We start from the raw sequence: 24876 nt of genomic DNA on the forward strand, positions 1-24876 counted from the left end.
TACGAAATTTATCATCGAAAAAGTTGGTAAACGGGAATATAAGCACTGTAGCCCGATACAGTGCTTATTTTATTTGATGGGAAGATTGATTGAACAAGTTTTTTGCCTGTTTAAAGCCGCTGGAAAGAGGTTTTGAAACTTTCCTGTTTGATCAGATAAAAGACAAAAAATCTGGTTTGATCGTCTAACTCACACCGCAGAGGATGCGCTTGAAAACGGGCGCTGGTAATTTTGACCATCACCAAGAAAACGAACGCATTATAGAGTTCGTGCCCGACGACCAATTCCGGTTACAAATAACGATGTTTTCCGTTCTGTTTAAGCGGCTCTGTCAGCTTTTATGTTGAAAGTGAATTGCGGTCAGCCGCCAAGCTCTGACATGTGACGGCTTAGCCCGCAAATGCCATCTTTTTCGATTGAAAATTCATGTCCCTTCGGCTTGCTGTCGATTGCTTTCAGGATAAGTTCTGTCAGTTTTTCATCACTTTCGGAGCTTCTGATAGCTTCACGCAATTCGACCATGCCGGATTGCCCCATGCAAGGATAAAGTTTACCGGTCGAACCGATGCGCACACGATTACACGAAGCACAGAAATCGCATGAAAGCGGGGTAATAAACCCAAGTCTACCCCCTGTTTCCTTGACTGTTACATAACGGGCAGGGCCACCTGAACAATGCGCATCCGGAACTAATGTCCAGCGTTGTTCAAGACTTTTACGCAAAGCGCCGAGTGACAGGAATGTTTCATAACGGTCATGACCGGTATAGCCCATAGGCATTTCTTCAATGACTGTAAGATCCATACCGCGCCCGTGGGCAAAATGGATGAGATCGTCGACCTCACCGAGAAAGCCGCCACGCATGGCAACAGCGTTCAATTTAACTTTCAATCCGGCTTTTTGTGCCGCGTCAATGCCGGCAAGCACATGGGCAATGTCACCGCGACGGGTCAGTTGGTGATAGCGGACAGGGTCAAGTGTATCAAGAGAGACGTTGACACGTTTGACACCATTTTGAACAAGTGCCTCGGCATAACGGGCAAGCAATGTTCCATTGGTTGTCAATGTCAATTCTTCAAGACCATGTCCGAGATGCTTCCCCAGCATTTCAAACAATACCATAATGTTGCGCCGTACCAGTGGTTCACCACCGGTAAGACGGATTTTGGTGACACCAAGATCAATCATCCGGCTTGCAACGCGGTAGAGTTCTTCGATTGTCAGAAGCTCTTTTTTGGGTAAAAACACCATTTCTTCCGCCATGCAGTACACACAGCGTAAATCACAACGATCGGTTACAGAAAGTCGCAGATAGCTGATCTTTCTGCCAAAAGGATCAACCAACTTTGATTCTGGTGTTTTTTGCACTCTCTAAACTCCTTACTGGACAAGAGGTCCCTCACCGGATTTCAAATCAATACCCGTGATATGGGATTTCCCGGCCAAAATTGCTATATATTGTTGAACAGCTTTTGACCAGCTTGATGCCTCGAGCCAGGCAGCAATTTTTTCTTTTACCAGTTTGAGCGGAAGAATTTCTCCCGGGATAATCTGGTTTATTTCGACAATATGATAACCATAACGGCTCTCGATTGGTTGCATCAATAATCCGGATTTTTTTGCTTTTTTCAAAGCATTTTCAAATTCCGGCACAGTCGACCCGCGTGTTATCTGACCAAGATTGCCACCTTGAGCTGCTGAAGGGCAGGAAGAAATATCTTTCGCAATTGTGGCAAAGTTTTGCGGATTTTTTTTCACCTGTTCCAAAATGGCATAAGCTTTCTCTCGTGCTTGATCGAAAGCTTTTTTGTCTTTCGGATTGGCGCTAACAAGAATGTGTCTGACCTGCCAGATCGTTTCGGTTGAAAAACGTGACGGGTCACGATCATAAAAAGCCTTGCAATCTTCTTCACTTGCTTCAGGTGTTTTTATTTCACTCTCAAGAAGGGCAGAGATTGCCGCATCAAGCTTTGTTTGCCGGCCACTATCTTCTCCCGCATTATCTTCACCAGCACTCTCTTCCCGTGCACTGTCTTCATTATCGGGAACAAGATTTTTGTTTTTTGCTTCCTGCCACAAAAGTTCACGGATAACTAATGAACGCGCGGCTTCAAGAAGCGCTTCACCCGGCGTTTGAGCCGGATGATTTTGTGCTTCTTGAAGAATATCGACTTCGGGGATGACAACGCCATTGACGCTGACCTCTTTGAATAGCGGCTTTGCTTTTGGCGGAATTCTCGTGTCGATTTCCTGCTTTGTGGGGGAGGGGGGAACCACTAATTTTTTTAATCCCGAATGTTCGACTTTTACCGTTGTCGCCATAGACAATTACTCCTTTATCCGCAGTTTTACTCCGTTACTTCTCTACGGATGTGAACGGGCAGGCGGTCTTTTTTACGAACAACCTGATATCCCGTACGCCAGATATAACGCACCGGTGCACTCAGCATATGAACGAGACGTGTAAACGGGAACAAAAGCAAAATGGTAAGACCGAGGAAAAGGTGCAGCTTGAATACAAAAGCCACATCGGTGATATAGCTTGAAGCTGCAAGGTTGAAGGTGAATATTCCCTGTGCCCAATCCATCAGCTTGACCATTTCATGCCCGTCGAGATGCTGCATCGAAAAAGGTATGGTTGCAAGGCCGAGGAAAAGCTGTGCCCACAACAGAAGAATAATCAATGTATCTGTTGTGCTTGAGGTTGCCCTGACCCGCGGGTCGAACAACCGCCGGTGGGCAAGCATTGTTGCGCCGATAATGGCCATGGCTCCGGCAATGCCACCGGCTGTCATGGCAACAACCTGTTTGAAGCTATGGCTGACGCCCAAGGCATCCCAAACGGCAATAGGTGTGAGAAGCCCGACAAAATGGCCTAAAAAAATAAACAACACACCGACATGGAAAAGAACAGACCCCCACATCAATTGTTTACGACGCAACAACTGGCTGGAACTTGCCCGCCATGTATAAGGCTCGCGATCGTAACGGATAATCGAACCAAGTGCCAGAACAGTCAAAGCAATATAGGGATAGACCCCGAATATGAGTGTATGGAAAAAGTGCAACATTGTCTATCTATCCTTAAATTTGCGTAGAAGCATCGCGGTGCTGGGCGCGGATGCGACGTTGTAACCGGTCGGGCCCGCAATCATTTTCACCCTGGTTGCCACCAAAAGTAATGGCTTCCTCTTCCCAAATACGGTCGAGAGCCTCAAGGTCATTCGGGTCATCTTCTTTACGGTTGACGATTTCGGCCGTTAATACCTCGTCGGGTTTTTTACCAGACAGGCTTTCAAGTGCCACGAATGCAGCAGCATAAACCGACCCGCGTTTTTGCAATCTTTGCCGGATTGCGGAAATGATGTGCAAGGTTTCGCCGAGAAGATGGCGTGCTTCCTCGTCACTTCTTGTTGACAGAAATTCCAGAAACATCGGCAGATAATCCGGCATTTCGTGAGCATCGATTTCAAAACCGGCCTGATCATACATGTCCTTGAGATCAACCATAGCCTGTCCGCGATCGCGGTTTTCACCATAAACATGTTCAAAAAGATGGAGCGACAAAGACCGCGTTCTGTCAAAAAGCAAAACGTAGTCTTCCTGTACTTCGTAAATGTCGCGATCGGAAATTGCCGAGACCAGACTTTTCAGGCCGACAATTTCTGCCGCATCAAGATCGGAAAGCTGATCGAGCGTTGCTCTGATAAGATTGCCCGATTGCTGCAATTCTTCTTCCGGATAGCTTAAAAGTAAGGAAATGATTTTGAGATCGGAATTCATTACGCGCTCTCCTTCAATAAGTCAGTCGGTGTTGTGACGACTTTCTTGCCCTTTGAACCGAAAAGATCACCTTTTGAATTGCCGCCCGAACATCCGTTGCCGAATGAAAAGCCGCAAGATCCACGCAGATCATAGGCATCTTCACTCACTTCACGGTGGGATGTCGGAATGACAAAACGGTCTTCATAATTGGCGATCGCCATGACCTGATACATGTGTTCGATCATTTCAGGTGTCAGGCCGACTTTTTCCGCGTATTCCGGACGATATTCACCATCGACAGATTTGGCACGCATATAAGCGCGCATGGCAAGCATACGTTCAAGTGCCGAAACGATCGGTGCTTCTTTTCCGGCAGTCAACAAATTGGCAAGGTAACGCACGGGGATGCGCAACGAACGAACATTGGGAATGAAATCGTCCATTGCAAGCTTACCGGCTTCGGCTGCCGATTGCAGCGGCGAAAGCGGCGGAATATACCAGACCATCGGCAAGGTGCGATATTCAGGGTGAAGCGGAAAGGCTACTTTCCATTTCATCGCCATTTGATAGACAGGCGAATGTTGGGCAGCTTCAATCCATTCGTCACTAACACCGTCTTTACGTGCCTGTTCGATAACAGCAGGGTCATTCGGATCAAGGAAAATCTTCAATTGTTCCTCATAAAGATCCTGTTCGCCTTCTGCAGCGGCAGCATCGGAAATCTTGTCGGCATCATAAAGCATCACACCAAGATAACGGATACGACCGACACAAGTTTCCGAACAAACTGTCGGCATACCGCTTTCAATGCGCGGATAGCAGAAAATGCATTTTTCCGATTTGCCGGAAGACCAGTTGAAATAGATCTTCTTATAGGGGCAGCCGGAAACACACATACGCCAGCCGCGGCATTTTTCCTGATCAATGAGAACAATACCGTCATCCTCGCGCTTATAAATTGCTCCCGACGGGCAAACGGCCACGCAGGCAGGATTGAGGCAATGTTCGCAAAGACGCGGCAAATACATCATGAATGTATTTTCAAATTCGCCGTAAATTTCTTTTTCGACATTGGCAAAATTGTAATCTTCGGAGCGCTTGGAAAATTCGCCACCAAGGACATCTTCCCAATTCGGGCCCCATTTGATTTTTTCCATGCGCTCGCCGGTAATCTTCGAGCGCGGACGGGCAACCGGCATGGTTTTTGACTCTTTTGCCGTTTGCAGATGCTCATAGTCGAAATCGAACGGTTCATAATAATCGTCAATCTCCGGCAAATCGGGATTGGCAAAAATTTTGGAAAGAACACGCCACTTTGCGCCCATGCGCGGACGTATCTTGCCATTCGATTTTCTTATCCAGCCGCCATTCCAGCGTTTCTGGTTTTCCCAATCTTTGGGAAAACCGATGCCGGGTTTGGTCTCGACATTGTTGAACCAGGCATATTCAACGCCTTCACGGTTCGTCCAGACATTTTTGCAGGTGACAGAGCAGGTATGGCAACCGATACATTTATCAAGGTTTAAAACCATACCTATTTGCGCGCGAACCTTCATTCTGCGGCCTCCTTCATTGCTGAATTTTCTTCACCATCCATCCAATCGACATGGTCAAGTTTGCGTACCACCACAAACTCGTCGCGATTGGCGCCGACAGTGCCGTAATAATTGAAACCGTATGATTGCTGGACATAGCCGCCGATCATATGGGTCGGTTTGGTAATAACGCGGGTCACCGAGTTATGGATCCCTCCGCGTTGTTTGGTTAAAGGCGAGCCCGGAACATTCACGATTTTTTCCTGGGCATGATACATGAAGACCGTTCCGTCTTTCATACGCTGTGAAACGATGACACGGGCAACAAGCGAACCATTGGCATTGAAAGCTTCCACCCAATCATTATCGACAATACCGGCCTTTCGAGCATCATTTTCCGAAATCCAGACAACCGGACCGCCTCTGTTCAAGGTCAACATCAACAGATTGTCGGAATAGGTCGAATGGATACCCCATTTCTGGTGCGGGGTTATGAAGTTCAAAATCAGATGCGGCTTGTCACCGGCCTTGGCTTCAATCTCTGTTGTCACCGTTTTGGTGTCGATTGGCGGGCGATAAACGCAGAAACCTTCGCCAAAGGCACGCATCCACAAATGATCCTGATAAAGTTGCTGACGACCGGTTATGGTGCGCCACGGGATCAATTCGTGAACATTGGTATAGCCGGCATTATAACAGACTTTTTCTGATTCAAGACCGGACCACGTAGGTGACGAAATGATCTTACGCGGTTGGGCAACAATGTCGCGATAACGGATCTTCTCGTCTTCCTTGGGCAGTGCCAGATGTGTGTGGTCACGCCCTGTATGTTCACCCAAAGCTTCCCATGCCTTGACAGCAACTTCACCATTGGTTTCCGGTGCAAGAGTCAAAATGACTTCGGTTGCATCAATATCGGTTGCAATGCTCGGCATGCCTTTTGTGGCGCCCTCATCTTCAACAACGCCATTGATACGGCCGACGAGATCGACTTCCTCTTCGGTTTTCCAGTTGATACCTTTGCCACCATTGCCGACCTTTTTCATCAAAGGACCAAGGGCGGTAAAACGCTTGTAGATGTTCGGATAGTCGCGCTCAACCACTGCAATGGCCGGCATTGTTTTGCCGGGAATAGGTTCGATTTCGCCCTTTTTCCAATCCTTGACATCGAATGGCTGACCAAGCTCGCCCGCAGTATCGTGCTGGCTCGGAGACAAAACAACATCTTTTTCAACACCCAGAACTTCTTTCGACACTTCGGAAAATTTCTCGGCAAGGCCCTTGAAAATATTCCAGTCGCATCTTGCTTCCCAAGCCGGATCAGCTGCGCTTGAAAGCGGGTGGATGAAGGGATGCATGTCCGACGTGTTAAGGTCGTTCTTTTCGTACCATGTTGCAGTCGGCAACACGATATCGGAATAGACACAGGTTGTAGACATACGGAAATCGAGCGTTACCAGAAGATCAAGTTTGCCTTCCGGCGCTTCGTCATGCCAGACAGCTTCTTTGGTCTCGACGCGTCCCTGATCTCCTAAATCCTTGCCCAACACGCCATTGGCTGTGCCAAGGAAGTGCTTAAGGAAATATTCGTGTCCTTTACCTGACGAACCGAGAATATTCGAACGCCAGACAAACATGTTGCGTGGCCAGTTGACCGGATCATCCGGATCTTCACACGACATTTGCAGGCTGCCCGATTTCAGACTGTCAACGATATAATCTTTCGGGTCTTTACCGGCAGCTTCCGCTTCTCTCACAAGGTTGATCGGATTTGCTTTCAATTGCGGTGCCGACGGCAACCATCCCATGCGCTCGGCACGGATATTATAGTCGATCAATGCACCATCCCACGGCCCTTCGGGAGCAGTTGGCGACAATAATTCGCTCACTTTCACAGTTTCATAGCGCCATTGATCGGTATGGGCATAGAAAAACGACGTGCCGTTCATCTGGCGTGGCGGGCGCGACCAGTCAAGACCGAAAGCAAGCGGAGCCCAACCGGTTTGCGGGCGCAATTTTTCCTGTCCCACATAGTGGCTCCAGCCACCGCCGGATTGACCGATACAACCGCACATAACGAGCATATTGATAATGCCGCGATAGTTCATATCCATATGGTACCAGTGATTGATACCGGCACCGAGAATAACCATCGAGCGACCTTTGGTCTTTTCGGCATTGCGGGCAAATTCCCGTGCAACAGTTATGATTTTGTCGCGTGAAACGCCCGTGATCTTTTCTGCCCATGCGGGAGTATAAGGAATATTTTCATCGTAAGAGCTTGCACAGTTTTTGTCTTTGAAACCGCGTTCCAAGCCGTAATTGGCAACGAACAGGTCAAAAACGGTAGCGACGACAACCTCGCCTTCCGGCAATTTCAATTTGCGGGCAGGCACTTTGCGTGTGAGAATGCTCTCATGATCGGTGCCGTCATCGAAACTGTGTTCGCGACTTGCAAAATAGGGGAAATCGACATCGGCAACGGCGTCATGCTCGCCTTCAAGCATGAAGCTCATTTCCAATGTGACATCACGGCCCTTGCCATCTTTCGATTCAAGGTTCCATTTGCCTTTTTCACCCCAACGGAAACCGGAAGAACCGAGTGGCGCAACATATTCACCGCTTTTCATATCAACGGCGACAGTCTTCCATTCGGGATTATTGGTTTCACCGAGCTTGTCGGCAAAGTCGGAGGCACGCAGCAACCGGTCAGGAATGAAGTGGCCATTTCTGTTCACCAGTCTGACGAGCATCGGCATATCTGTGTAGCGCTGGCAATAATCTTCAAAATATTCGGCCTGACGCTCCAGATGAAATTCACGCAAAATAACGTGACCGAGCGCCATGGCAAGTGCTGCGTCGGTTCCTTGCTTGGGATGAAGCCAGAGATCGGCAAACTTGCTTGCTTCCGAATAATCGGGTGAAACAACCACCGATTTTGTGCCTTTATAGCGGGCTTCCGAATAAAAATGCGCGTCCGGTGTGCGTGTTTGCGGCACGTTGGAGCCCCAAAGCATAAGGAAACCGGCATTATACCAGTCGGCAGATTCAGGCACATCTGTCTGTTCGCCCCATGTCATGGGCGAAGCAGGCGGCAAATCGCAATACCAGTCATAGAAAGACATGCATACACCGCCGAGAAGTGACAGGTAACGCGAACCGGAAGCATAGGAGACCATGGACATTGCCGGAATCGGCGAAAAGCCGATAATCCGGTCGGGACCATATTTCTTGATTGTGTAAGAATTGGCAGCAGCGATAATCTCGTTGACTTCGTCCCATGTAGAACGAACAAAGCCACCAAGCCCGCGCACCTTCTGGTATTCGGACCGTTTTTCAGGATTTTCCTGAATTGCAGCCCATGCACCAACCGGTGTTTTTACCACGCGTTCCTTGCGCCATAATTTGATAAGACGCGAGCGGATAAGCGGATATTTTACACGGTTTGCCGAATACATATACCAGCTATAGCTTGCGCCTCGCGGACAGCCACGTGGTTCATGGTTGGGCAGGTCAGGGCGGGTACGCGGATAATCGGTCTGCTGGGTTTCCCAAGTGACAATACCACCCTTGACATAGATTTTCCACGAGCACGAGCCGGTGCAATTGACACCGTGCGTCGAGCGCACGATTTTGTCATATTGCCAGCGTTTGCGATAAGCGTCTTCCCATGAACGGTTTTCATCGGTTGTAACACCATGTCCATGAGAAAACGGTTGTTTTTTTCGTGCCAGAAAATTCAGGCGGTCGAGTAGTAGACTCATCAATGGTCTCCTTAACTTACAGCGTTATTTTTGTGTCCGACGACCTTCAACATGGAGGATTGCACCGTTACGGATGTAACAGAACCATGTGATGGCGAGGCAAATAACGTAAAAGATCATAAATCCCCAAAGTGCGGCTTGCGGGCCACCCGTTGCATCTTTGGATAGTGCAAAACTTACGGGTATAAGAAAGAAGGCATAGGCAGCAATGGCGGCGGTAAAGCCGGTAATTGCAGCCGATTCACGGTCGCTTTGATGGCGCTTTTGTTCTTCCGTGGCATTTGGCATGGTTTTGTCGATAACACGGCTCATAATAACCGGTATCATCTGGAAGGTTGAAGCATTGCCGACACCGGTTGCAAAGAACAAAACCATGAACGCAGCAAAGAAACCGGGGAAAGCAACGGCGCTACCGGGATTTGCAACAAAATAAAGCGCGGCTCCCAGAGCAAGCATCATCAGGATAAATGCCCAGAAGGTTACACGACCACCGCCGATTTTATCGCTTACGCCACCAAAACCCGCACGTGCAAGTGCCGAAATCAGTGGTCCCAAGAATACATAGTTCACCACATTTACATCCGGAAAGGTCAACCGCATTAGAAGTGGAAATGCAGCAGAAAAACCGATGAACGAGCCAAAAGTTCCCATGTAAAGAATACACATCAGCCAGTTATCTTTACGTTTGAAAATAATAGCTTGATCGGAAAATGAAGCCTTGGCATCGGCAATGTCGTTCATTCCGAACCAGCAGCATATGGCTGATAAAGCAATGAAGGGGACGAAAACAAAGGCACCGTTTTGTAGCCAGAGCTCGGAAGTGTGACCATTCGCTTCTGTAACAGTGAGCGGGTGGCCGCCCAACCAGCCGAAAGCGTTGGTGGCAATAACAAGCGGTACAACAAATTGCACAACCGACACACCGAGGTTGCCCAAACCGGCATTAAGGCCGCTGGCTTTGCCTTTTTCGGCTTTCGGGTAGAAAAACGAAATATTCGACATGGAAGAAGAAAAGTTTCCGCCACCGAAGCCGCACAATAGTGCAAGAAGCGCCATCACCCAATAAGGGGTATTGACGTCCTGCACAGCAAAACCGATTCCGAGTGCCGGTATCAACAAAGACGCGGTTGTGAGTGCCGTCCAGCGACGGCCACCGAATATCGGCACCATGAAGGAATAGAATATGCGGAGTGTTGCTCCGGAAAGCCCCGGCAAAGCGGTAAGCCAGAACAATTGTGTCGAGCTGAATTTGAAACCGGCGCGCGGCAATTCAGCCACAACCACTGACCAAACCTGCCACACGGCAAAAGCGAGAAGCAGAGCCGGAATAGACAACCAGAGATTCTTGTTGGCAATTTTGCGCCCGTAATTATTCCAGAAACTGCTATCTTCGGGATTCCATTCGGTTAATACATAACCTTTATTAATTTGATTGGACATGCGAATTACTCCTGAAATTCAGGCGTTTTTTGCCCGAGCTCTACCAATTTGCGGTGCTCCATCAGAAGGATTGAAACATGCATCCAGATGAGTGCCGCGAGTGAAATGACAAATAAAATCATGAAGCAGGTTGAATAGATTCCGGTGATGTCGAGGACTTCACCGAAGAGAATGGGCAGGATAAATCCGCCAAGTCCGCCCATCATACCGACGAGGCCGCCAACGGCACCGACGCTTTTCGGGTAATAAACAGGAATATGCTTATAAACAGCCGCTTTCCCGAGAGCCATGAAGAAGCCGAGTATGGCAACGACAATCGCAAAACCGACAAGGCTGATAGCAAATGTGAAGGTGAATGGACCTTTCGCAGTTTCAACCGTGTATTGTGTCGGAGGGTAGGAGAGAATGAAACATGTAATGGTACACATTGTGAGTGTCCAATACATGACACGGCGTGCTCCATATTTATCAGAAAGATAACCGCCATAGGCACGGAAGAGCGATGCGGGTATCGAATAGAGTGCAGCAATGACGCCTGCAAGCCACAGATCGATTGAATAAACATCCTGCAAATAGTGCGGCAACCACGTTGCCAAAGCGATATATCCACCGAATACGAAGAAATAATAGAAGGAAAACCGCCACACTTGCAGTTTCTTCAAAGGTGCAAGTTCAAGCAAAGCGCTTTGCGGCTTGATGCCCAACCGGCGCTGTTCGACAAGCACGGGATCGTCGGAGGTAAAGAGCCAGAAGATCACAGCCGTAATAACGAGCACCAGTGCCCAGATATAGGCCACGCCTTCCCAGCTTCCCCACCAGCTCATCACCCATGGAGCGCCAAGCTTGGTAACGGCTGCACCGACATTGCCTGCACCGAAAATGCCCAGTGCCAGGCCCTGTCTTTTGGCGCTGAACCAGCGTGAAACATAGGCAACGCCCACAGAAAATGTGCCGCCGGCAATGCCAATCCCGAGAGCCGCTACCAACATCCACGTGTAGGTGTGGGCAAAAGTGAGGAGAAATGTCGATAAGGCCGAAGCCAGCATCGATAAAACAAAAATAATGCGTCCACCGATCTGTTCGGTCCAGATGCCAAGTGGAATGCGCACAAGTGAACCGGTGAGTACGGGTGTCGCTATGAGGAGTCCGAGTTCAGACTGGCTCAAGCCCAATTTTTTCTGGATCGCAATGCCGATAATCGAAAAAATTGTCCATACCGCAAAACAGACGGTAAAGGCCAAAGAGCTCAGCCATAAGGCCTCTGACGAGCCTTTGATCGGGGTGTCAGTTTGTTCCATTTTTACCACCAGATAAATTCTTCCTTTTTGTTGAGGGGGTATGTAGTAATGAGTGAAATAGGGCACCTTGATCAAAATCAAATGAGTTTTATTTAAAATAAAAGAAAAGCTTATTTTGAAATAATGATGATGACGTCTTGAAATATTGCTCTACTACACTTGATAGATGTTAAGAACAAAATGAAATATGTTAATTAGAGGAACGAAATGAGATCAGAAGATCGGTTAAAAATTCAAAATCTCGATATTTTTTCGCAAGCGAGTGACAAAACATTCGATTCTTTAATTGGCCCGGGTTTTTTCCAACGTTTTCCTCCGGGGGTGGTTCTCGTCAATGAAAACACCATGCAGGATTTTCTCTACATATTGGTCGATGGTCAGGTCGAGATGTATGCGACCAGCCATGGGCGTGTAACAATTCTCGATATTATCCAGCCGGTAAGTCTCTTCATTCTCGCAGCAATTTTGAATGATGATGTTTGCCTTCAATCAGCCCGCACATTAACCGAAGCGGAAGTTCTGATGATTCCGTCAGCCCGTTTCAGGGAGGCAATCGACAATGATACTGCTTTCATGCATGCGGTTGTTCGCGAACTTTCGCGCCGTTATCGTACGACCATCAAGGAATTGAAAAATCAGAAATTGAGAAACGGCAGTGAACGGCTGGCAAACTGGATTTTGGCTGAAGCCGATACGCAGGTCGAGGCTAATTATATCGATATTCCGTTCGAGAAAAAACTTCTTGCCTATAAACTCGGCATGACTCCTGAAAATCTTTCACGGGCATTTGCAACCATTGCAAAACATGGTGTCAATGTCGACGGATCACGAATAGTCTTTACCGACAGACAAAAATTTATCGATTTTGCCCACCCCGACAAGCTTATCGACAAACGGGAGCCTGTCTGATTATAACTGACCTCATGATGAAAACCGGATTAGCCATGCTCTACGGTTTTAATGGTAATCAGATTTTGTTCGTTTGAACAAAAATCATCGTCAGTTAAGGATTATTTCTGTGCGTTTAATGCGTCGATTATTTCGTTTTGTGTCGTTTATATTTCTGGTGATAACGATTATAGCGCTTGTTATCGACGCAGCCCGTTCAGTCGGTGCATCCCAAATTGTGTTTACGCCGGCCCGGTCTGCACTATCGTTTATATTTAGTTTGAGCGCACAGGAATTTGATAACGTTATTGCGCATCTTTCACCTCCATATCTATCTATAGCTGCTAGAATGATCACTCTTTGTCCAACATGGATCATTTCGGGAGCTTTTGCGTTGGTATTTTATAGTGTTGGATATGATCGTGAGGCCGTTTTGGAAAAGACAGGTTTTGGTGAAGAAAATGTTTGATATTTTGTCGCTTTCGGAAAAACTCACTATGCCGAAAAAAGAAAATGCACTTGTCGGCAGAAGTGAACCAATCGAAACCTCGGAAAAACATTTCGTCAACGGCCACAATCTGAAAGGTCCATATCCTGAAAATATGCATCATATCATTGTTGCAATGGGCTGTTTCTGGGGCGTTGAACGGCTGTTCTGGAAAATGCCGGGCGTTTATGTGACGGCTGCCGGTTACACCGGTGGCTTCACACCAAACCCGACTTATGAAGAAGTTTGTACGGGTAAAACCGGTCATACAGAAGCGGTCCTCGTCGTCTATGATCCGAAGATACTGCCTCTCAATGAAATATTGAAAACTTTCTGGGAACAGCATGATCCCACACAAGGCATGCGGCAGGGAAACGACATCGGCAATAATTACCGTTCGGCTCTCTATCTTTCCAATGAACATGATCTGGAAATTGCAAAAAAAAGCAAAGCGCAATTTGAAAAGGCACTTCAATCCAAGGGATTGGGGCCGATTACAACGGAAATTGCGTTAGAAGGGCCATTCTATTTTGCCGAAGGTTATCACCAGCAATATCTCGCAAAAAACCCTAATGGCTATTGTGGACTAAAGGGAACCGGTGTTTCTTGCCCCGTTCCACGAGGCTGATTGTGCATAACCTATCGGAGCAATTCATGAATTTATCGGCGTTTGGAATATAGGACGCCGGGATATTGGCAAATATGTCCTGACATTTTCCGGTCAAAAATAGCAGGCGAAAGCTCTGTAATAATTTTTGGCAAATAACCGGATTATTCTGAACCATATTGAAAAATAAATTGATGCCAATAAAAAACTTGGTGACGATTATTCGACAGGGTAGAGGGAAACATGATGTTTCCCGATTTTTCAGTATCAATATTTTTCGAGCAAGAACTGTTGAACAATTTCACCAATGCGGTGGTCGGGTGACAGGAATGTCAGGCTGGCTTTGTTCTTCAAGTTCCAGAAAGCGTTTGGTTAGTGCTTTTAATTTTTTATCCATAAGGTCGATTGTTTTCCATTGTTCAGCGAGAACAGTAGAAAGCTCGTCGACAAGTCGCTCTTGTTCGGCAAGTTTGATTTCGACCTCGGTAAGACGATCTTTTTCAATCACAATGCGTGATCCTTATTTCTGATATAGCGTTCGCCGGGTTGTAAAAGAACCTTATTGTTGAAGGCAAGGCCCAACTCGAGACTGTGGGCGATCTGGGTTGCTTTTTTCATGAACAATTCGGCATCTACCCTCACGCAAAGTTCTTCAACGGTATTTTTGAAAATTTCGAGCCAATGGTCGAAATGCGCAGCATCAATCGGTAAAACGACATGCTTGGGCATAGGGCGTCCGTTATAACGGTTGGTATGCAGCATGACCGATGACCAGAAGGCGAACATATTTTGTAAATGGGGCTCCCAATCGTGAATATGTTCTTCAAAAATAGGACCTAGCATATAATCTTTTCTGATCCGCGCGTAAAATGTGCGCACAACGGCTTCAATCAATGTTTCATCTACTGCTATCGGTTCTTGTGCCATAAATCTCAATCTGTTGCTTTGATTTTCATACCGTAAATATCAATGCCATGACCTTCACCCATAAGGTCGCTTGTCAAATAAAGTTTTGCTGAACCTGATCCTTCGGCCGGTATTGTTAGGTCAAATAATAGGTCGTTCCGATTTGTCGGAACTTCAAAACGCCGCCGTCCACAATCGGCATTATTGCCGAGATCACATGTTATACTCATTTGGCTTGGCTCTGTTCCATCACTTTTGGCGTTGATATCAATGAGTACTTTTTTACCGCGTAAGCCGGATAAAACACCCGCGCCAATTTCAATAACGACAATATCTTGCTCGCTATTCGCTGAAATATGGGTATATGGTATTCCGGCGTCATCACGTATATCGACCGATGTGCGACCATAGACTGTGAGCGCCGAGGCATCACCCGGACGGAAAAATCTAATCCAACCGTCATTGGTTTCGGTTTCTTGACGGAAAGGTTGCATCAACGTGGAACGCGGGTTTTGCTCAGCCGCTTCCTTTTGACGTTCAACAAGAGCACGGCCTGAAAAACTGTTAAAAAACGACCACGCGGTGAAGCCTAAAACCATAATAATTGCAAGAATCGATGGAGCAACAATCAGCAGAATTTTGGAACGCCGTCTTGTTCTAGCCCGATGCAAACTCCGGTTATCGAAATTTGTCGCTCCGTTTACTTCAATTTTTATCTGTTCTTCGGGGCCTTCTGCAGCGAGTTCATTATAGTATTGCGTTTTTTCTTCGGGAGCCTGAACAATGTAATCCTGTTCTATGCTCCGGATAATTTGCATCAATGCATCGCGTCGCTTGGAACGACTCTCGTTGCTCAAATCATGTTGAGCCAACAATGCACGCTCATGGGCGTTCCATGCAGATTCATAAATCTGCCGCCTTTGAGCAACATTGCTGGCGTCAATTCTAAGCAATGCATTGCGGATGGCTTGCTCGGCACTAGCCAAGAAAAATTCTCCTCAAACTAAAAACATTGAAATCTAGAATAAGCATCAGGTGAAAAATAGGCAAACCAATTCTATTGTTGATGATTTTAAAAAAAGCTTGTGTTTTGACATTGCGTTGCCGGTTCATAACGAAAATTACCGAAAGATAAAATTGGGCGCTTGCTTTCAGACGATCTTTTGGCTATCACCCGATACCGGTTCTGTCTTGAAGACAAGAATCTGTGCCGCATTAGCTCAGTTGGTAGAGCACGTCATTCGTAATGATGGGGTCGCTGGTTCGATTCCGGCATGCGGCACCAATAAAAATCATGTAAGTATTTGTTTTTATTATGTTTTTTATTTTTTAATTTTTAAGATATTGAAAAATTAGCCAAAAATGTAACACATTTTAAAAAAAGAAAACGGAAAAATAATAATATTTACAATGCGTTATAAAGAAGTGTACTGCCAGTATGCGGCACCAGGCATATTTTTGCAACGCATTTAACTGATAATTTTAGTTTCTACCCTCAAAATCTATCGGATGGATCAAAAAATATTATGTTTTGTTTAATTGATTGATTGATTTGTTTATTCAATACAATAAATAAAAATATTTTATAGTTAATATATTTATTTTAGTATTGTTTTTTATTAATTATTTATTCTAAATTTCATTAAAATAAAACATTAAACATATATTGAATATGAACTATATTTATAATATATTTTTTTGTAACGATCGTTAATTTTTATGTTTTACGTCGTCGATTGCTTTATCTCGACGCGTGGGTTTTATGAATGTCTATCAAGTTAAATAGCCGATATATAGGTCAGTTATTTACCGGATGTCCAAGGAGCGGCAGATATCCCCATAACCAGAGGAAGAAAGCCAAAGACCAGAAAATAGCAGCCCATGCATAATGATAACTGCCGATAGCGAAGAGATCGGTTATTTCCGGTAGGACGCGCATGGCGACGGCGAGTATAATAAATGCGATAGCCGCTTTTGATTGCCAGGGGATCGGTATTAATTTCCGTCCTGAATGGCGTAAACCGGCAATTGTAAAAACACCCATCACGCCAAGTCCCAATGTCGCAATGGTCAATATATGTAAGCCCGCATAAATCGGTATGCTTTCGTTAAAGCCGGAAAGACCGATAAGAAAAAAACCGATTGCCGCGCTGACATTGGCAAGCGCTAGGCATATGACTTCTGCTTTTAATGCGGCTTTACCGATGAACCATTCTGCAGTTCTGTCCATAAAACCGGCACTGGCAGCAAAAGCGAGATAATATTGCATTTGTGAAGACGGCAGAAAAAGCATCGAGAGAGCATATAAGACTGTCAAAAATGCAGATAGATTGCGTCTGCCCGGATGCGGGCGATAAGGGCTTGTTTCACCTGAAGGATCCAATGAAAGATTGGTGACCACAGTGTTGATGCGCGAGATTGCCAAGGAAAATAGAACAACAAAAACAGCAATAATCGTCCACAATATGCGGGACGATAGTTCCGTTTCTTCGCGCCACCATAAAATTTTCAATACAATTTCAAGTGTAAAAAGAACAATAAGCCATAGCAAAAATGACAAGTTTTTCCATTTTCTTTTCGAAAGAATTGGCAAGCCGACATATAAGATCATAAGTGCCAGAAAAGCGAAATCAAATACACTGCCGATGACCATCAGGTAATCCGAACCCAAAAAACCGACAATGCGACCGGGAAGCCATAATAAAAGCAGCAAGAAAAGTCTCATGCCATTTAACGGCTTTGTTTCTGTCCATTCGGCAACGGCGGAACATAAAAATCCGGCAAGAGCTGCCGAATAAAAGCCGAAAATCATCTCGTGCGCATGCCATTGCTGAGGGAAAATATAGCGTGTACCGGGATAGTCGAGTTGATAGACAATTACCCAGATAAACGGCATGAGTAGAGCATAACAGGCCGATACCGGAAAGAATAAAAATACGCCTTCGGTAAAAAAGGGATTATGAGCAATGACTGCTTTTATCTTTTTGCGAAGTCCCATTGCGTTAATCCCTGTCTCTATAAAGAAGGTCGTAAAAATCCCGATCTTTGGCGAATTGTTCGCTCATGTCGAATATTTCCCGTTCGCTTCGCTTTCCCGGTTCACCTTCGACATGTCTTTCAGCGACAATTGTTGCAGGATCGCCACCGACCAGTAACAAACGGTGAGCAATGCGCAGTGCTTCGTGAAGGTCGTGGGTAACAAACAATGATGAAAAACCTTGGCCTTTTGCCTCTTCAATAACAATGTCCTGAAGGTTACGCCTGAGGCCGATATCGACTGCCGAAAACGGCTCGTCGAAAAATATGATATCGGGATTAACAGCAAGTGCGCGCGCAACGGCTGCGCGCTGGCGCATGCCGCCCGATAAGGCGGCCGGATATTTTTCAAGATCGGTTATTTTTAGACCGACTTTTTTTGCACAATCGGAAATGAAATCTTTTTTTCCGGATGGTCGGTGTGAATTTTTCAAACCATAAGCAATATTTTCATAAGTTGTTTTCCAAGGGAGCAATCTCGGTTCCTGAAAAACAATTGCCTGTTGGCGATAAGTTTTTCTGATTTGGCCTTTGTTAGGCGTCAACAAGCCTGCAGCAATCTGCAATATTGTGGTTTTTCCGGCACCCGACGCACCGAGAATAACCAGCGTTTCGTGGTCATTGACGTGGATATTGACGTTTTCAAGAATGCGTCTTCCAAGATAAGAAAACGCGATATCCTGCATTTCAATTCTCATTTTTTAACGCCCCAAGGCTCGGATGCATGTCGCCAGCTTTCAAAAAATTCCCGTATCGGATGAATAATACCGAATTCGGTTATCAGGGCAAAACACACAATGATCATAATAATGGCCGTTACTTCAGGAACATCAAAAGTGCTGCGCGCTTCAAAAAGGAGGCCCCCAAGCCCGCCGGAATAGCTCAAAAGTTCAGCCATTACGGCGACTTTCCAGGCACTTCCGGCCGAAAGCGACAAGGCCGGAAAAATATAGGACACCATTTGCGGAAATGTGATTGTACGAAATCGTTTGAATATGCCGATGTTAAAAGCACGCGCCATATCGTCGAGTGACCGGTCGCGTGTGGCAATTGCCTGAACGCTATTGATGAAAATGAGTGGAAAGGACGCAACAGCAATCGTCATGATAACCGAGCCGCCACCGTTTTCAAACCAGATGAGCGCAAGCACAATCCAGCCTATTGGAGGCACGCCGAGAAGAATGATAATGATCGGCCTCATCAGACGGATTGCCGCAAATGAATAACCGCACAACACGCCACCGAGAATTCCGATCGAACCGGCTAGCGCAAAGCCCATGAAGGAACGTTCAGCCGTAATTTTCGCCATCTCGGCAAATTTGTCCGTTTGGACAAGCAAGACCATCGCTTGCAAAGTTTGTTGCGGAGAGGGGAGCACATAACTGCCATAAAGTTCATGGGCCAACTGCCAAACGGCAAAAAAACAAAAGCAACCGGCAAGCCCTGCGAAGCCTCCCCAAAAGTAGTTTCCAAGCGATACAAGATGAGAAATGGTCTTATGGAAATTCATCAGGCATAAAATCCGTCATCAGGCAGTTTTCCGCCTAGAATTGCAGAATTTTGTTCGATGAGAACATTGAAAAATGTTTCCAGCGACGGTTTTGCTTCGCTTGCATTATGAACAACAAGATGACTGAAAGCGATGGATGTGGCTATCAGGTGCGGTGGAAAATCGAGAAGACCGCTGATCTCGTCGGCTGCTTTTTCGGGGTCAGCTTTAATTTTTTCAAGTGCATTAGAAAAACATGCATTGAGCGCTTTTATTTTGTCTTTTCCTTCGTCGCCTTCGAAACCTTTGCCGACAACAAGGCCGGCTTGCGGAATGGCATCGGTTTTCGACACTTTTTCCCAAAGCTTTTGAATATCAAGAGCACGAACAATTTTTTTAGGGGATGCCGTGCTCATGGAAATCACTGTAGAGGCAGCAGGCTCCACAATGACTGCTGCATCAACACGTCCGATCATGAGAAGCGGCATAGCTTCGGGGAGGCTCCCCGTATATTGTATGTCGATTGCATCCGGTTTGATGTCATATGCCTTTAAAATTGCTTGCATAATATAGTCGGGCATATCGTTTTTGAATGGTACAGCAAGTTTTTTGCCGACAAGATCCTGAAGTGTTTTTATATTGGATGCTTCCGGTGCGACGATATAAAGAAGCCCGTCTGTCAGAATATTCGCCAATCTTACACCAAGGCCTTTATTATATAAATTTGCGCCGCTATAACTTGGCAAAATGGCCATATTGATTGAGCCGGAACCGAGTCCGGCCCGGATCTGATCGGGATTATTCCAGACTTTGAATTGGCAACCGGGTAACAGTTGATCAAGCATGCCGGTTTTTACTGCATAAGCAGCAACAAGAGATGGCCCGGCAGGAGGCCCCCAAATGACGGGTTTATTTTCTTCTGCAACCACATTGGCGGGAAATGCGCAAACAACGGGAAGAAGTGAAGCACCAATTAAAAAATGACGGCGTGTTTGGGTAAGCATCATCCACCTCGATTGGCAAATACCGGACCAAAAATAACACAATGGACGGTCAGGTATTTTGATTAAAATTTAAATTTTAAATAAGAGTTTATCCCTCAAATTAAAAATTTCAAAACTTTGCTTTTATTCCGGCAAAAAAACCTCTTCCCTCCCCGGGGAGGAATGCAGCTTGATCAGGGGTTGCGCGATCGGAAATAATGGTGGATGACGCATATTTTTCGTTAAAAATATTCGTTATTTCACCGAAGATACGAAGGTTTTTGTTAAGGCTATATTCGCTCCTCAAATCAACAACAACGTAATCATCCGAATAAAGTGTGTTCATATTATCAACGGGTGTTCTTGTCGGTACCCAATGGATATTACCCTGCCATATCCACGGCTCGGTCGGGTGATATTGAATCATGGTATTGATGATGTTGCGTAGTGCACCGGCAAGATAGTTGTTATGACGTAACGGGTCATCATGAAATGTAAAGCGTTGATAGGTATAGGCAATACGCGCTGTTATCGAAGCGTTGATTTTCCAGCCGATTGCAGCATCAATGCCAAAATGGCGGGTTTTATCGGCGTTAACCGCACCGAGCGGCGCTCCACTGACATCACGCAAGCTCAGTAATTCGTCATTAACCCATGAATAATAGGTCGATAAATCCCAGGAATAGCCTTCAAAATTGCCTCGCCATCCGCCTTCCAGAGTGGTTGCTGTTTGATCATCAAGATCGGGTGTTGCAAACATTTTGGACTTCAAATTGGGCATAGCAGGATTTGGACGGCCGGCACTGGTGTTCGGAGTGCCGTTAACTGTTGCGAGAAGATCATCATGCGTCGGAGGCTCGAAGCTGCGGCTTAATGCAGTGTATAAAGTTTGTCTTTGGGTGAGGGCGTAGCTAATGCCCAAAGCCGGACTTAATCCCGAATAAGAACGGTTATAGCTTGTATTTTCCGCAGGAACTGCACCGTTCGGCAAAAGCCGATCCGGCATACGAGGATTATATGCTATTGTTGGCCGGGTATTTTTCCGCCATTCGTCGTCATTGTCACGACGTGCATGAGCATAAGAGAGTGATGGCGAAATAGTAAAGCGTTGAAAAAGAGGAATATTCATACCGGCAAAAAATGACACTGTCGTTGACTTTAATTTATTGTCACCGAATTTGTCGCCCTTTCCGCCCGAAAAATTCAAATAATAATCGCGATCCATAGAACCGTTGGTGTAATTGCCGGCAAGTTCTACAAGTGGCAAAGGATTGCTTTTATCAGGGGTGTATGCGTAACGGAATAGTCCGGTAAAATCACCGCCATCGCTCTGTTTGACACCGGCGGATATAGGAAAACGAAACATATCTTCCGTATTTGTATAGCCCAAAGCAATATCATAAATATGGGAGCCGAGCTCGATTGTTGAACGGTTGCCAATGAGATATTGGCTGGCATCCCTTCGTGGCCGATCGCGCCAAACATTGGGGCCCGGATTTACAACCCCTTGTGGAGTAACTATAGGACCCGACCAGCTCATTTCCGGATGTTTTTTTATTTCATATTTTGGAATTGGTCCTGAAACATCGAAACCCAGATCGGTGTATCCGGCAAAAAAACGCGTTGTCGTGATATCATTTACTCTAAAACCGATATTGCCGGATAGGCCTGTCCTGTCAGAGGAATTGTAATCCCGAAAGCCTTCCCGGTTATTATGTTCAAATGAAAAAAAGCCGTCACGCGTTTCGTCGGAAAAACCGACTTGCCCGCCAAAATTATATTGGCCGAAACTTCCACCACTTCCCGATAAGACTGCCCCCGGTTCGCTCGTTCCTGTAGGTGATACACTGTTAATGGCGCCTCCCAATACAGTGGCGCCGATACGGTTGGCCATATAGCCACGATAAATTTCAAGGGTTTCGGCGTCTCTCGGATTAGCTAAACCGGCTATATATGAGCCATCGGCACGGTTGAGTGGCAAGCCGTCGCGCATAACAAGGATACCTCTCTCGACCGGATTTTGCTGAAGGCCTGATCCACGAATTTGTATGCGGGGTTGATCATTTCCTCCGAAAAAATTCTGAACCACAACTCCGGGCGTTTGTTCCAAAGCACGTGCCATTGTCAAATTACCAGAAAAAGGCATTTCATTTTTGTCAATGACGCTGACGGCTCCCGCCATAGAAGCGAAACGTTTACTCAGGATTGCATGAGAGTTCTCTCTGCTATCAAGTATAACCGGTTTTAGAATGACCGGAGCACCCGGACTAGCCGTTTGCCCCCAACTATCCTCTCTTGATAGAAGAACAAGTGTTGTTGTGATGGTGTAGTAGCAGGTTTTTTTAAGTAAATGACGCAAATTTCCGTCTCCGATGGTTGTCAAATCCATGGCAGGAGCAAAAATTTATTGCTTTTAACTAAAGTCAGATGAGATGACCCCTTTTGAAACAAGCTGCCAAGAAGTAAATCAGATTGTTTCCGAGAGATCGGATGTTGCTTTCCCTACCAAACCTTGGCAACTCTATAAAACATGAAAATAAAAAACAAGTATTAATTTATCATGTTTCATGAAGGGCTCAATCTCTATCTGTTTTGCGAAAGAGGATTTCACGTTGCATCGGTTTCCGGAGAAAAATGGCGAACAAATTTATCAGGGACAAGAGACGGTTACTCTGCACGCTCTATGAACTTATTTGAAAAATAAACATTCATATAATGGCAGATCACGCGTTTGCATAATAATTTGGCTTATATAAATTTTCAGAGCGATAAAACAAATTTTCAATCAATGAAATTCCGGAAAAATTATTGGTTATCGTTCTTATTTTCTTTGAAATCGGAAATTTATCAGACTTTTAATAGTGAAGCTTCATGATAGATATTTATGAAAAAGAGGAAGAGAAATATTTCATGCCGATATAATCAATATATCGCTTTAAAAAGCTTCAAATTTGTCTATTTCTCTTCTATCCGGAAAATCAATTTCAGATAGGCCGAAAATGGATTTTGCTTCTCCCGCTTCGGGTTCAATCGTCTGGCAACTGCTTCATTAGCCCCAAGTGCCATTAACCCTTCTGCAACAATCGAGCAATCAAAGGGAGGTTCTATATTTCTCATAGCAAACAGGTGTTGTACGAGCGTCGTATAGAACGATTTTTGTTCGTCCATAAGATTGTTATAAATTTTTACAAATTCCGGATGGCGCAAAGCGTGAAGTTGCATTTCAAGGAACAGAATTGTGTGGGACATATTGTGATCATTGCGTTCAAACCATAAGATCATGTCATTCAGGGCTTTTTCAAAATTCCCCCCTGCATCATCAATGAGCTGTTTTCGTGAATTTGCCTCGAATGATTTATACTGCTCGAGAAGCTCTAGAAGAACTTCGTCCTTATTATTGAAATTGGAATAAAAGGCTCCTTGTGAATAGCCCGCTTTATCGCAGATTCCTCTGATGGAGGTTGCCTCGTAGCCCAATTCTGTAAACAGCATGCGTGCAGCCTCCAGAAGGTTCTGGCGCGTCTCTTGCTGGCTTTCCAATCTTGTTTTGCGCGGTTTTATCTGTTTGACCATAAATTCCAGATATCATCCGACATTTCATTTGACAAGTTATCAAATGAAATATAAATATCATGTGATATATGAATTTCAATTGATATTTGGAATCGTTGATGAAGAAAACAGTTTTCGTAACCGGTGCCACCGGACTATTAGGCAATAATCTGGTTCGCCAATTGATCGACGAAGGCTATCATGTCAAAGCACTGGTCCGGTCGCGACAAAAGGCAAACAAGCAATTCGCCGCTCATGTTGAACTTGAAATTATTCAAGGCGATATGACCGATGTCACTAGTTTTGAAATCCATCTGGATGGCTGCGACACCGTTTTCCATACCGCAGCATTTTTCCGCGATAATTATAAAGGCGGCAGCCATTGGGCCGATCTGGAAAAGATCAACATTAATGGTACAAAATGCTTATTGGAAGCGGCCTTAAAAGCGGGTGTCAAACAGTTTGTTCATGTCTCCTCAATTGCAGTTCTCGATGGTGAGGCTGGCACATTGATTGATGAGACATGTGATAGAAATATAGAAAATTCGGATGATTACTATCGAAGCAAAATCATCAGTGAGAGAACAGTGAGAGAATTTGCCGCTCGGCATCCGATGATGAACTGCTATTATATTTTACCGGGGTGGATGTGGGGCCCTGGTGATCTGGGGCCTACCTCGGCAGGACAACTTGCATTTGATGTCATGAACGGGAAGTTGCCTGCTATTGTTCCAGGGACCTTCTCGGTTGTTGATGCAAGAGATGTTGCTGCTGCCCTGATCATGGTCACGTTCAAGGGCAAGCCTGGAGAACGCTATCTCGTTGCAGGGCGTCACATTCATATGAAAGACCTTGTATCCATGATCGGTCATTATGCCAATGTCAAAACGCCAACCAAGACAATACCAATGCCGCTATTGTACTGCATTGCTGTTTTGCAGGAAATTTATGGCAAGCTTACGGGAAAGCCCATTTTATTATCATTGGCGTCGGTCCGTTTGATGGCAAGCCAATATGATAGAACGCATTTCAGCAGTGAAAGATATGAGAAAATTCTGGGGCTTCAATTCAGACCTTTAGAGCAAACTCTGGCAGATACACTGTCTGATCTGATAAATAGATAACC

19 protein-coding genes, 1 tRNA gene and 1 pseudogene are annotated in these 24876 nt (G+C 45.7%); 5 read left to right on the forward strand and 16 right to left on the reverse strand.

Going from position 1 to position 24876, the window contains the following annotated elements:
- Positions 1 to 360: 360 nt before the first annotated feature.
- The 7 genes and pseudogenes from moaA to BBC0178_RS12230 form a co-directional block, all read right to left on the reverse strand.
- On the reverse strand, positions 361 to 1368 hold the full coding sequence (gene moaA, locus BBC0178_RS01800; RefSeq protein WP_078038991.1) for a GTP 3',8-cyclase MoaA: 1008 nt from the start codon (positions 1366 to 1368) through the stop codon (positions 361 to 363).
- A gap of 12 nt (positions 1369 to 1380) precedes the next feature.
- Positions 1381 to 2322, reverse strand: coding sequence for a peptidylprolyl isomerase (locus tag BBC0178_RS01805; protein WP_225868331.1), 942 nt, complete (start codon positions 2320 to 2322; stop codon positions 1381 to 1383).
- Between the two features lie 26 nt (positions 2323 to 2348).
- Positions 2349 to 3071 carry a respiratory nitrate reductase subunit gamma gene (gene narI / locus BBC0178_RS01810; RefSeq protein WP_078038992.1) on the reverse strand — a complete coding sequence of 241 codons (723 nt, stop codon included), beginning with the start codon at positions 3069 to 3071 and terminating at the stop codon, positions 2349 to 2351.
- A gap of 13 nt (positions 3072 to 3084) precedes the next feature.
- Positions 3085 to 3783, reverse strand: a complete 699-nt coding sequence (narJ, locus tag BBC0178_RS01815) for a nitrate reductase molybdenum cofactor assembly chaperone (RefSeq protein ID WP_078038994.1) — start codon at positions 3781 to 3783, stop codon at positions 3085 to 3087.
- Positions 3783 to 5321, reverse strand: coding sequence for a nitrate reductase subunit beta (gene narH / locus BBC0178_RS01820; protein WP_078038995.1), 1539 nt, complete (start codon positions 5319 to 5321; stop codon positions 3783 to 3785). Before narH ends, narJ begins: the two co-directional genes overlap by 1 nt.
- Positions 5318 to 9064 carry a nitrate reductase subunit alpha gene (locus tag BBC0178_RS01825; RefSeq protein WP_078038996.1) on the reverse strand — a complete coding sequence of 1249 codons (3747 nt, stop codon included), beginning with the start codon at positions 9062 to 9064 and terminating at the stop codon, positions 5318 to 5320. The genes narH and BBC0178_RS01825 overlap by 4 nt, the downstream gene beginning before the upstream one ends.
- A 24-nt stretch (positions 9065 to 9088) precedes the next feature.
- Positions 9089 to 11802: pseudogene (locus BBC0178_RS12230) on the reverse strand (nitrate/nitrite transporter).
- Positions 11803 to 12009: 207 nt separating this feature from the next.
- On the opposite strand from BBC0178_RS12230, the gene BBC0178_RS01835 reads away from it, so the two are divergent.
- From BBC0178_RS01835 to msrA, 3 genes are all read left to right on the forward strand, one after another.
- A complete protein-coding gene (locus tag BBC0178_RS01835) occupies positions 12010 to 12711 on the forward strand; it encodes a cyclic nucleotide-binding domain-containing protein (RefSeq protein WP_078038997.1) in 702 nt (233 codons plus the stop codon).
- Between the two features lie 109 nt (positions 12712 to 12820).
- On the forward strand, positions 12821 to 13159 hold the full coding sequence (locus tag BBC0178_RS01840) for a hypothetical protein (RefSeq protein WP_149867396.1): 339 nt from the start codon (positions 12821 to 12823) through the stop codon (positions 13157 to 13159).
- Entirely contained in the window at positions 13152 to 13805 is a 654-nt protein-coding gene (msrA, locus tag BBC0178_RS01845; protein WP_077970241.1) for a peptide-methionine (S)-S-oxide reductase MsrA, read from the forward strand. The genes BBC0178_RS01840 and msrA overlap by 8 nt, the downstream gene beginning before the upstream one ends.
- Before the next feature lie 280 nt (positions 13806 to 14085).
- Here the strand turns inward: msrA and BBC0178_RS01850 are convergent, their stop codons facing one another.
- The 3 genes from BBC0178_RS01850 to BBC0178_RS01860 are packed head-to-tail and all read right to left on the reverse strand — an operon-like array spanning position 14086 to position 15676.
- Positions 14086 to 14289: a SlyX family protein gene (locus BBC0178_RS01850; protein WP_370541271.1), complete on the reverse strand. Its 204-nt coding sequence runs from the start codon at positions 14287 to 14289 to the stop codon at positions 14086 to 14088.
- The gene (locus BBC0178_RS01855) at positions 14289 to 14711 is read right to left on the reverse strand and encodes a group III truncated hemoglobin (RefSeq protein ID WP_078038999.1); all 423 of its coding nucleotides are present in this window, start codon (positions 14709 to 14711) and stop codon (positions 14289 to 14291) included. Before BBC0178_RS01855 ends, BBC0178_RS01850 begins: the two co-directional genes overlap by 1 nt.
- Positions 14712 to 14716: 5 nt before the next feature.
- On the reverse strand, positions 14717 to 15676 hold the full coding sequence (locus BBC0178_RS01860; protein ID WP_077970250.1) for a hypothetical protein: 960 nt from the start codon (positions 15674 to 15676) through the stop codon (positions 14717 to 14719).
- Positions 15677 to 15899: 223 nt separating this feature from the next.
- On the opposite strand from BBC0178_RS01860, the gene BBC0178_RS01865 reads away from it, so the two are divergent.
- Positions 15900 to 15975 (forward strand) — tRNA-Thr (locus BBC0178_RS01865).
- Positions 15976 to 16488: 513 nt separating this feature from the next.
- On the opposite strand, the gene BBC0178_RS01870 is transcribed toward BBC0178_RS01865, so the two are convergent.
- The 6 genes from BBC0178_RS01870 to BBC0178_RS01895 form a co-directional block, all read right to left on the reverse strand.
- Positions 16489 to 17688: an NnrS family protein gene (locus tag BBC0178_RS01870; protein WP_078039000.1), complete on the reverse strand. Its 1200-nt coding sequence runs from the start codon at positions 17686 to 17688 to the stop codon at positions 16489 to 16491.
- Between the two features lie 4 nt (positions 17689 to 17692).
- Positions 17693 to 18424 carry an ATP-binding cassette domain-containing protein gene (locus tag BBC0178_RS01875; RefSeq protein ID WP_077970254.1) on the reverse strand — a complete coding sequence of 244 codons (732 nt, stop codon included), beginning with the start codon at positions 18422 to 18424 and terminating at the stop codon, positions 17693 to 17695.
- Positions 18421 to 19236 (reverse strand): ABC transporter permease, encoded by an 816-nt coding sequence (locus BBC0178_RS01880; RefSeq protein WP_078039001.1) that lies wholly within the window; start codon positions 19234 to 19236, stop codon positions 18421 to 18423. Before BBC0178_RS01880 ends, BBC0178_RS01875 begins: the two co-directional genes overlap by 4 nt.
- Positions 19236 to 20222, reverse strand: a complete 987-nt coding sequence (locus tag BBC0178_RS01885; protein WP_078039002.1) for an ABC transporter substrate-binding protein — start codon at positions 20220 to 20222, stop codon at positions 19236 to 19238. Before BBC0178_RS01885 ends, BBC0178_RS01880 begins: the two co-directional genes overlap by 1 nt.
- A 106-nt stretch (positions 20223 to 20328) precedes the next feature.
- Entirely contained in the window at positions 20329 to 22557 is a 2229-nt protein-coding gene (locus tag BBC0178_RS01890; protein ID WP_210187166.1) for a TonB-dependent receptor family protein, read from the reverse strand.
- A gap of 596 nt (positions 22558 to 23153) precedes the next feature.
- A complete protein-coding gene (locus tag BBC0178_RS01895; RefSeq protein WP_078039004.1) occupies positions 23154 to 23771 on the reverse strand; it encodes a TetR/AcrR family transcriptional regulator in 618 nt (205 codons plus the stop codon).
- 98 nt (positions 23772 to 23869) lie between these two features.
- On the opposite strand from BBC0178_RS01895, the gene BBC0178_RS01900 reads away from it, so the two are divergent.
- Positions 23870 to 24874: an SDR family oxidoreductase gene (locus tag BBC0178_RS01900; protein WP_078039005.1), complete on the forward strand. Its 1005-nt coding sequence runs from the start codon at positions 23870 to 23872 to the stop codon at positions 24872 to 24874.
- The last annotated feature ends 2 nt before the right edge of the window (positions 24875 to 24876 follow it).

It is taken from the genome of Ditibartonella apihabitans (genome assembly GCF_002007485.1).
GTDB classification, from domain to species: domain Bacteria; phylum Pseudomonadota; class Alphaproteobacteria; order Rhizobiales; family Rhizobiaceae; genus Bartonella; species Bartonella apihabitans.

Coding starts and splice junctions, on each gene's coding strand:
- BBC0178_RS01835 (WP_078038997.1), top strand. CDS start 12,010: ATGAGATCAGAAGATCGGTTAAAAATTCAAAATCTCGATATTTTTTCG.
- BBC0178_RS01900 (WP_078039005.1), top strand. CDS start 23,870: ATGAAGAAAACAGTTTTCGTAACCGGTGCCACCGGACTATTAGGCAAT.
- BBC0178_RS01855 (WP_078038999.1), bottom strand. CDS start 14,711: ATGGCACAAGAACCGATAGCAGTAGATGAAACATTGATTGAAGCCGTT.
- BBC0178_RS01875 (WP_077970254.1), bottom strand. CDS start 18,424: ATGAGAATTGAAATGCAGGATATCGCGTTTTCTTATCTTGGAAGACGC.
- narJ (WP_078038994.1), bottom strand. CDS start 3,783: ATGAATTCCGATCTCAAAATCATTTCCTTACTTTTAAGCTATCCGGAA.
- msrA (WP_077970241.1), top strand. CDS start 13,152: ATGTTTGATATTTTGTCGCTTTCGGAAAAACTCACTATGCCGAAAAAA.
- BBC0178_RS01870 (WP_078039000.1), bottom strand. CDS start 17,688: ATGGGACTTCGCAAAAAGATAAAAGCAGTCATTGCTCATAATCCCTTT.
- narI (WP_078038992.1), bottom strand. CDS start 3,071: ATGTTGCACTTTTTCCATACACTCATATTCGGGGTCTATCCCTATATT.
- narH (WP_078038995.1), bottom strand. CDS start 5,321: ATGAAGGTTCGCGCGCAAATAGGTATGGTTTTAAACCTTGATAAATGT.
- BBC0178_RS01825 (WP_078038996.1), bottom strand. CDS start 9,064: ATGAGTCTACTACTCGACCGCCTGAATTTTCTGGCACGAAAAAAACAA.
- BBC0178_RS01895 (WP_078039004.1), bottom strand. CDS start 23,771: ATGGTCAAACAGATAAAACCGCGCAAAACAAGATTGGAAAGCCAGCAA.
- BBC0178_RS01880 (WP_078039001.1), bottom strand. CDS start 19,236: ATGAATTTCCATAAGACCATTTCTCATCTTGTATCGCTTGGAAACTAC.
- BBC0178_RS01885 (WP_078039002.1), bottom strand. CDS start 20,222: ATGATGCTTACCCAAACACGCCGTCATTTTTTAATTGGTGCTTCACTT.
- BBC0178_RS01805 (WP_225868331.1), bottom strand. CDS start 2,322: ATGGCGACAACGGTAAAAGTCGAACATTCGGGATTAAAAAAATTAGTG.